A 7,795-nucleotide genomic window follows, 5' to 3' on the forward strand; every position below is an offset into this window, starting at 1 on the left:
GCCCGCGGCGCGGGCAACGGCCGCACGCTGCCGGCCACGGTGGCCGGGCAATTGCGCGAACGCATCATCCAGGGTGAGTTCCCGCCCGGCACGCGGCTGAACGAGCGCACGCTGTGCGACCTGCTGGGCGTGTCCCGCACGCCTTTGCGCGAAGCCTTCCGCGTGCTGGCCGCCGAAGGGCTGGTGCAGATCGAGCCGAACCGCGGCGCGCAGGTGGTGGCGCTGTCGGAGGCCAACATCCGCGAGGCCTTCGAAGTCATAGGCGGGCTGGAAGCCATGTCCTGCCGGCTGGCCTGCGAACGGGCCACGGACACCGAGATCGCCGAGATCCGCGCGCTGACCTACGAGATGATGGCCAGCCACGCGCGCCACGACCTGCCCACCTATTTCCAGACCAATCGCGCGATCCACGAACGCATCAGCCTGGCCGCGCACAACAGCCTGCTCAAGCAGCTGTACGACGCCCAGAACGCCCGCATCCAGAATCTGCGCTTCGTGTCGAACGAGAATCGCCAGAAATGGGATCTGGCGATGCGCGAGCACATCGAGATGGCCGAGGCCCTGGACGCGCGCGACGCCGACCGGCTGGCCGGCATCATGCGCCAGCATTTGCAGCGCAAGTGCGAAGCGGCGCTGAAGACCCTGGGCCAGGCGCCCGCCGCAGTGGCCGATTCAGGCTGACGTCCCTCTTGCGCAAGCAGGACAGCGGGCCGCGCCGCCCGCATGAATAGAAGATGGCAGATACGCAGTACGTGCAGTGACTTCCACAGGAGCCTCACCATGACTGATTTCCGCGTCACCCTCGCAGCATCCGCGCCGACCCGGCGCAGCCCCATCCCTCTCAAGGCCCTGGCCGCCGCCCTGCTGGCCTGCGCCACGCTGGCGGCCCAGCCGGCGCTGGCCGGCAAGAAGGACGACACCGTCCGCATGGCCTACGACCAGGCGCCGGAAAGCGTGGACCCCTACTACAACAACGTGCGGATCGGCGTCATCATCGCCGCCAACGTCTGGGACACCCTGCTCTACCGCGACCCCGTCACCAACGAATACAAGGGCCAGCTCGCCAAGAGCTGGAAGCAGGTCGACGACAAGACCATGGAATTCGAGCTGCGCCAGGGCATCAAATTCCATAACGGCGAGGAGTTCGACGCAGACTCTGTGGTGTACACGCTGAACTACGTGGCGGACCCGAAGAACAAGGCCGTGACGCAGCAGAACGTGGCCTGGATCGACAAGGTCGAGAAGATCGACAAGTACAAGGTGCGCCTGATCACCAAGGAACCTTTCCCCGGCGCCAAGGAGTATCTGTCCACCACCGCTGCCATCCATCCGGCCAAGTACTACCAGGAAGTCGGCCCCAAGGGCATGAACGCCAAGCCGGTGGGCTCGGGTCCCTACAAGGTGGTGGACTACCAGCCGGGCAAGTCCATCACGCTGGAACGCAATGCCGACTACTTCAAGGATTCGCCCAAGGCCCAGCCCAAGATCGGCAAGGTGGTGATCCGCTTCATTCCCGACCGCCAGACGCAGATGGCCGAAGTCATCTCGGGCGGCGAAGACCTGATCATGAGCGTGCCCAAGGACCAGGCCGAACAGTTGGGCGGCATGCCCTCGCTGCAGATGGTCACCGGCGACACCATGCGCATCGTCTTCATGCAGATGAACATCCAGGAAGGCACGCCGGCGCCGCAGCTCAAGGACGAGCGCGTGCGCCGCGCCATCATCCACGCGATCGACCGCGAGTCCATGCTGAAGAACATCGTGGGCGAAGGCGGCGGCCTCATCAACACCATCTGCACGCCTTCGCAGACGGGCTGCACCCAGGAAGGCGCGCCGGTCTACAAGTACGATCCGGCCCAGGCCAAGAAGCTGCTGGCGGAAGCCGGCTACCCCAACGGCTTCGACATCGACCTGGTGGCCTACCGCGAGCGCAACCAGACCGAGGCCATCATCAACTACCTGCAGGCGGTCGGCATCCGCGCCAAACTCAACTTCCTGCAGTACGCCGCCATGCGTGACATGATCCGCGCCAACAAGGCTTCGCTCACGCACCAGACCTGGGCCTCCAATCTGGTCAACGACGTGTCGGCGTCCACGCCGGTGTATTTCGCCTTCGGCAACGACGACATCACCCGCGACCCGCAGGTGCGCGATCTGCTCAACAAGGGCGACCACACCATCGAGAGCGGCCCGCGCAAGGCCGCCTATAAGCAGGCGCTGGACCTCATCGCGCAGAAGGCCTACGCGGTGCCGCTGTGGACCTTGCCTGCCTACTACGTGACCACCAAGGATCTGAACTTCAAGCCCTATTCGGACGAACTGGTGCGCTTCTGGGACATGAGCTGGAAGTAAGGCGCGGCCCCGCGCCGGCCCTGCATCGCGCCGGGCCGGCGTGAGTCCAACGAAGAGGAAGCCCTATGCTGTATTTCACGATCAGGCGCCTGGGCCTGGCGGTGCTGGTGGCGCTGACCGTCTCGATCCTGGCGTTCCTGCTGCTGCACCTGTCCGGCGACCCGGCGCTGGCCCTGGCCGGCGAAGGCGCGCGCCAGGCCGACATCGACATGATCCGCAAGACCTACGGCCTGGACCGGCCGCTGGCGGTGCAGTACGCGGACTGGCTCTGGCACATCCTGCAGGGCGACTTCGGCACCTCGGTGTATTTCAAGACCGAGGCCGGGCCGCTGATCCTCTCCAAGCTCAAGACCACCCTGCTGCTGGGCATGGGCGCGCTGGCTTTCGCGCTCTTGATCTCGATTCCGCTGGGCGTGCTGGCCGCGCTTTACAAGGGCAGCCTGATCGACCGCATCTGCCTGGCCGTCGCCGTGCTGGGCCAGGCGCTGCCCAACTTTTTCTTCGCGCTGATCCTGATCATGCTGTTCTCGATCTCGCTGCGTATCCTGCCGGTGTCGGGCAGCGGCAGTTGGCAGCACTTCGTCATGCCGGCGATTGCGTTGGGCTATTACGTCGCGCCCGCCTTCATGCGCCTGATACGCGCCGGGATGATCGAGGTCCTGGCCGCCGACTACATCCGCACCGCCCGCGCCAAGGGCCTGCCGGCGCGCAAGATCGTCTTCAAGCACGCGCTGCGCAACGCCATCGTGCCGGTGGTGGCGCTGGCCGCGGTGCAGCTGGGCTACCTGCTGGGCGGCTCGGTCGTCATCGAAACCATCTTCGCGCTGGACGGCCTGGGCTACCTGGCCTACCAGAGCATCACCTACAAGGACTATCCCGTGATGCAGCTGATCGTCCTGCTGCTGTCAGTGCTCTACGTGCTGCTGACCCTGGCGGCCGACATCGCCAACGCGTGGCTCGACCCGCGCATCCGGGTTTCCTGACATGAGCACGCCTACCCTGACCCCGTCCGCTACCGGCGTCCAGGCGCCGCTGGAACTGTCCGCGTCCGCTCTGCGCTGGCGGCGGCTGCGCCGCAACAAGGCGCTGCTGGCCGGCGGCGGCATCCTGCTCGTCATCGTGCTGATCGCGCTGTTCGCGCCCTGGATCTCGCCGCATGATCCCTATTTCCAGGACCTGGCCTACCGCACCGCCCCGCCGGTCTGGTATGCAAAAGGCACTTGGCTGCATCCACTGGGCACCGACCAGCTCGGCCGCGACTATATGTCGCGCCTGTTCTACGGCGCCCGCATCTCGCTCTTGATCGGCGTCAGCGTAGCGCTGATTTCAGGCCTGATCGGCACGGCCATGGGCATGGCGGCCGGCTACTTCGGCGGCAAGGTCGACATGGCGGTGTCCTTCCTCATCACCACCCGTTTGTCCATGCCCGTCATTCTGGTGGCGCTGGCCACCGTCGCGATCGTCGGCGGCTCGCTCTGGGTGGTAATCCTGGTGCTGGGGCTGCTCAAGTGGGACCGCTACGCGGTGGTGATGCGCAGCGCCACCCAGCAGGTGCGTTCGCTGGAATACGTGGCCGCGGCGCAGGCGGCGGGCGCGTCCACCTGGCGCATCGTCTGGGGCGAAGTGCTGCCCAACGTGGTGCCGCAGCTGATCGTGATCGCCACGCTGGAAGCCGCCAGCGCCATCCTGCTGGAGGCGTCGCTGTCCTTTCTGGGACTGGGCGTGCAGCCGCCGCTGCCCTCGTGGGGCCTGATGATCTCGGAGGCCAAGGCCTATATGTTCTTCTCGTTCTGGCTGATCGCCATACCCGGATCGGCGCTGGCCTTGCTGATCTTCGCGATCAACCTGGCCGGCGACGGGCTGCATCAACTCCTGACGCCTGAAGAGAGGGGCTGAGCATGAGCGACACGGACATCGTGCTGGACGTGCAGGGCCTGACCGTAGACATCGCCACGCCGCGCGGCGCCCTGCATGCGGTGCGCGACGTGTCGTTCCAGGTCCGGCGCGGCGAAACCCTGTGCCTGGTGGGGGAATCCGGCTGCGGCAAGTCCATGACTTCGCTGGCCATCATGGGCCTCTTGCCCAAGGCCGCGCAACGCAGCACGCGCCGGCTGTCGGTGCTGGGCGAGGACCTGTCCACCGCGCGCGGGCGGCGCATCAACGCGCTGCGCGGCAGCAAGATGGCCATGATCTTCCAGGAGCCGATGACGGCGCTCAACCCCGCCTACGCCATCGGCGAGCAGTTGACCGAGCACTACATCCACCATTGCAAAGCCAGCGCGCAGCAGGCGCGCGACCGCGCGGTGGAACTGCTGGAGAAGGTCGGCATCGCCTCGGCCGGGCAACGGCTATACCAGTACCCGCACCAGCTCTCGGGCGGCCTGCGCCAGCGCGTCATGATCGCCATGGCGCTGATGTGCGGCCCGGAGCTGCTGATCGCCGACGAGCCCAGCACCGCGCTGGACGTCACCATCCAGGCGCAGATCCTGCGGCTGCTGGCCGACCTGCAGGCCGAACTCGGCATTGCCATGGTGCTGATCACCCACGACCTGGGCGTGGTCGCGCGCATCGCCCGCCAGGTCGCGGTGATGTATGCCGGACAGATCGTCGAGGAAGGACCGGTGGCGGAGCTCTTCGCCTCGCCGCGCCATCCCTACACCCAGGGGCTGCTGGGCTGTATTCCCGTGCCCGGGCGCACGCCGCCCGGCGAAGCGCTGGGTACCATCCCGGGCGTGGTGCCGGCGCTGGTGGGCGAGCTGCGTGGCTGCGCCTTCTATGACCGCTGCCCGCATGCGCAAGCGCAATGCCGCAACGAAGTCCCCGTGCATGCCGCCGACTCCGGCCAGCAATGGCGCTGCATTCTCCACCCCGAAGGAGTCCTGGCATGAGCCCCTTGCTGCAAGCCGAAGCCGTCAGCAGGCAGTTCTCGATCCGCTCGGGCATGTTCCGGCCGCGCAGCACCCTGCATGCGGTCAATGGCGTGGACCTGGCGGTGGAGCGCGGCGCCGTGCTGGGCATCGTGGGCGAATCCGGTTGCGGCAAATCGACGCTGGCCCGCATGCTGCTGGGCCTGACGCCGCCGACCGAAGGCGCGATCCGCCTGGACGGGCAGGACATACGCAGCCTCGGCCGACGCGCCCTGGCGCGCCGCGTCCAGCCGATCTTCCAGGATCCGTATTCTTCGCTGAATCCGCGCCGCTCCATTGCCTCCATCGTGTCGCTGCCGCTGGAAGTGCATGGCATCGCCAATCCCAAGCAGCAGAAAGCCATCGAAATGCTGGAACGCGTCGGCCTGCCGCCCCGGCTGGCCCACAACACGCCGGGCCAATTGTCCGGCGGGCAGCGCCAACGCGTGGCCATCGCGCGCGCGCTGGTGATGCATCCCGAGATCGTCATCTGCGACGAGCCGACCTCGGCGCTGGACGTCTCGGTGCAGGCCCAGATCATGAATCTGCTGATGGACCTGCGGCGCGAATTCAACCTGACCTATGTCTTCATCAGCCACAACTTGGCGGTCGTCGAGCACATCGCCACCCATGTGGCGGTGATGTACCTGGGCCGGGTAGTCGAATCCGCCGCCACCGCGCAGCTGTTCCACGACCCGCGCCATCCCTACACGCAGGCGCTGCTGGCCTCGGTGCTGACGCCCGAACCCGGCCTCGGCATCCCCGACATGGGACTGGGCCTGTCGTTCCCGGACCCGTTGCGCCCGCCTTCCGGCTGCCCCTTCCATCCGCGCTGTCAGCAGGCCATGGCGCAATGCAAGACCGAACGCCCGGCCTTGACCCGGCGCGAGCAATCCGTGGTGGCCTGCCACCTCTATCCCCCTACCCCCAACGGAGTCCAGCCATCATGACCCGCGCACAAGCCATCGCCCAGGCGGAACAGTGTTTTGATTCCGGCGCCTTCCGCACCCTGCTGGCGCGCCGCCTGGCGCAGCCCACGGAAAGCCAGAATCCGGCGCGCGCGCCCGAACTCGCCGCCTATCTGGAAGCCGAGATCCGGCCCGCCTTCGAGGCGCTGGGCTTCACCTGCCGCACGCTGACCCACCCGAAGGCGCTGGCCCCGTTCCTGTACGCCGAACGCATCGAGGACCCGTCCTTGCCCACCGTGCTGGGCTATGGCCACGGCGACGTCATCCGCGGCCTGGAAAAGGAATGGAAGGAAGGCCTCTCGCCCTGGGCGCTGACCGAGTCCGAGGGCCGCTGGTACGGCCGCGGCATCGCCGACAACAAGGGCCAGCACAGCATCAATATGGAAGCCTTGCGGCTGGTGCTGGAGACGCGCGGCAAGCTGGGCTTCAACGCCAAGTACCTGATCGAGATGGGCGAGGAAACCGGCTCCATGGGCCTGCGCGATCTGTGCGAGGAACATCGCGCATTGCTGGCTGCGGACCTGCTTATCGCCTCGGACGGACCGCGGCTGAGCGCGGAGCGTCCCACGATTTTCCTGGGTGCGCGCGGCAGCCTGAACTTCGACCTGAGCATCGAGGCCCGCGCGGGCGGCCACCACTCGGGCAACTGGGGCGGCCTGATCTCCAACCCCGGCATCCAGCTGGCCCATGCGATCGCCACGCTGGTCTCGCCGACCGGCCAGATCCGCATCCCCGAATGGGTGCCGCGCGAACTGCCCGACGCGGTGCGGCGCGCACTGGCCGACTGCCAGGTGGACGGCGGCGCCGACGGCCCCGAAATCGAACCCTGGTGGGGCGAACCGGGCCTGTCGCCGGCCGAGCGCGTGTTCGGCTGGTGCTCGTTCGAGGTCCTGGCCTATAAGACCGGCAACCCCGACACCCCCGTCAACGCCATTCCGCCGCGCGCCTGGGCGCGCTGCCAGCTGCGCTTCGTGGTCGGCGTGGACCCGGACGACCTGGTGCCGGCCCTGCGTCGCCACCTGGACCGCCAGGGCTTTCCCATGGTCCAGATCACGCTTACCCGCGAGAACATGTTCCGCGCCACCCGCATCGACCCCGACGACGCCTGGGTGCGCTGGGCGGTGGATTCGCTGGAACGCACGTCGGGCGCCAAGACCGCCGTGCTGCCCAATCTGGGCGGCTCCCTGCCCAACGACATCTTCACCGACGTGCTGGGCCTGCGCACGATCTGGGTGCCGCACTCCTACCCCGGCTGCTCCCAGCACGCGCCGAACGAACATCTGCCGCCGGCCTTGTTGCGGCAGGCGCTGGGCCTGATGACGGGGCTGTACTGGGACCTGGGCGCGGGCGGCACGCCAGCGCTGGCGCGCTGAACTAAGGTCGGTTGCCCGGCGCCTGCCGCGCCCGCAGGAAATCGATGAAGCGCCGCACCTTGGCGCTGACGTGGCGGGTGTCGGGATAGACCGCGTAGACCTCCTGGCGCGGCAAGGTGTACGAAGGCAGCACGCGTTGCAGCGCGCCCCGCGCCAGCGGTTCTTCCAGCAGCCACTCGGGCAGCGCGGCCACGCC

Annotated in this window: 8 protein-coding genes; 7 read left to right on the forward strand and 1 reads right to left on the reverse strand. The window is 67.5% G+C overall.

Going from position 1 to position 7,795, the window contains the following annotated elements:
• The 7 genes from VIR09_RS17790 to VIR09_RS17820 all read left to right on the forward strand — a co-directional run.
• Positions 1 to 681, forward strand: a 681-nt coding sequence (locus tag VIR09_RS17790; protein WP_332014069.1) for a GntR family transcriptional regulator, incomplete at its 5' end; no start/stop codon positions are given.
• A gap of 99 nt (positions 682 to 780) precedes the next feature.
• On the forward strand, positions 781 to 2,352 hold the full coding sequence (locus VIR09_RS17795) for an ABC transporter substrate-binding protein (RefSeq protein ID WP_332014070.1): 1,572 nt from the start codon (positions 781 to 783) through the stop codon (positions 2,350 to 2,352).
• A gap of 65 nt (positions 2,353 to 2,417) precedes the next feature.
• Positions 2,418 to 3,335, forward strand: a complete 918-nt coding sequence (locus VIR09_RS17800; protein WP_013394212.1) for an ABC transporter permease — start codon at positions 2,418 to 2,420, stop codon at positions 3,333 to 3,335.
• 1 nt (position 3,336) lies between these two features.
• Positions 3,337 to 4,248: an ABC transporter permease gene (locus VIR09_RS17805; RefSeq protein ID WP_332014071.1), complete on the forward strand. Its 912-nt coding sequence runs from the start codon at positions 3,337 to 3,339 to the stop codon at positions 4,246 to 4,248.
• 2 nt (positions 4,249 to 4,250) lie between these two features.
• A complete protein-coding gene (locus VIR09_RS17810; protein ID WP_332014072.1) occupies positions 4,251 to 5,240 on the forward strand; it encodes an ABC transporter ATP-binding protein in 990 nt (329 codons plus the stop codon).
• A complete protein-coding gene (locus VIR09_RS17815; RefSeq protein ID WP_332014073.1) occupies positions 5,237 to 6,208 on the forward strand; it encodes an oligopeptide/dipeptide ABC transporter ATP-binding protein in 972 nt (323 codons plus the stop codon). The genes VIR09_RS17810 and VIR09_RS17815 overlap by 4 nt, the downstream gene beginning before the upstream one ends.
• The gene (locus VIR09_RS17820; protein WP_332014074.1) at positions 6,205 to 7,599 is read left to right on the forward strand and encodes a M20 family metallopeptidase; all 1,395 of its coding nucleotides are present in this window, start codon (positions 6,205 to 6,207) and stop codon (positions 7,597 to 7,599) included. The genes VIR09_RS17815 and VIR09_RS17820 overlap by 4 nt, the downstream gene beginning before the upstream one ends.
• A 1-nt stretch (position 7,600) precedes the next feature.
• Here the strand turns inward: VIR09_RS17820 and VIR09_RS17825 are convergent.
• Positions 7,601 to 7,795: LysR substrate-binding domain-containing protein (locus VIR09_RS17825; RefSeq protein WP_332014075.1), on the reverse strand; the 195-nt coding region annotated here is incomplete at its 5' end.

The organism is Achromobacter sp., assembly GCF_036567245.1.
Classification (GTDB): domain Bacteria; phylum Pseudomonadota; class Gammaproteobacteria; order Burkholderiales; family Burkholderiaceae_B; genus Achromobacter.

Excerpts from the sequence above, each read along its gene's own strand:
- VIR09_RS17795 (WP_332014070.1), top strand. The coding sequence starts at position 781 with ATGACTGATTTCCGCGTCACCCTCGCAGCATCCGCGCCGACCCGGCGC.
- VIR09_RS17800 (WP_013394212.1), top strand. The coding sequence starts at position 2,418 with ATGCTGTATTTCACGATCAGGCGCCTGGGCCTGGCGGTGCTGGTGGCG.
- VIR09_RS17805 (WP_332014071.1), top strand. The coding sequence starts at position 3,337 with ATGAGCACGCCTACCCTGACCCCGTCCGCTACCGGCGTCCAGGCGCCG.
- VIR09_RS17810 (WP_332014072.1), top strand. The coding sequence starts at position 4,251 with ATGAGCGACACGGACATCGTGCTGGACGTGCAGGGCCTGACCGTAGAC.
- VIR09_RS17815 (WP_332014073.1), top strand. The coding sequence starts at position 5,237 with ATGAGCCCCTTGCTGCAAGCCGAAGCCGTCAGCAGGCAGTTCTCGATC.
- VIR09_RS17820 (WP_332014074.1), top strand. The coding sequence starts at position 6,205 with ATGACCCGCGCACAAGCCATCGCCCAGGCGGAACAGTGTTTTGATTCC.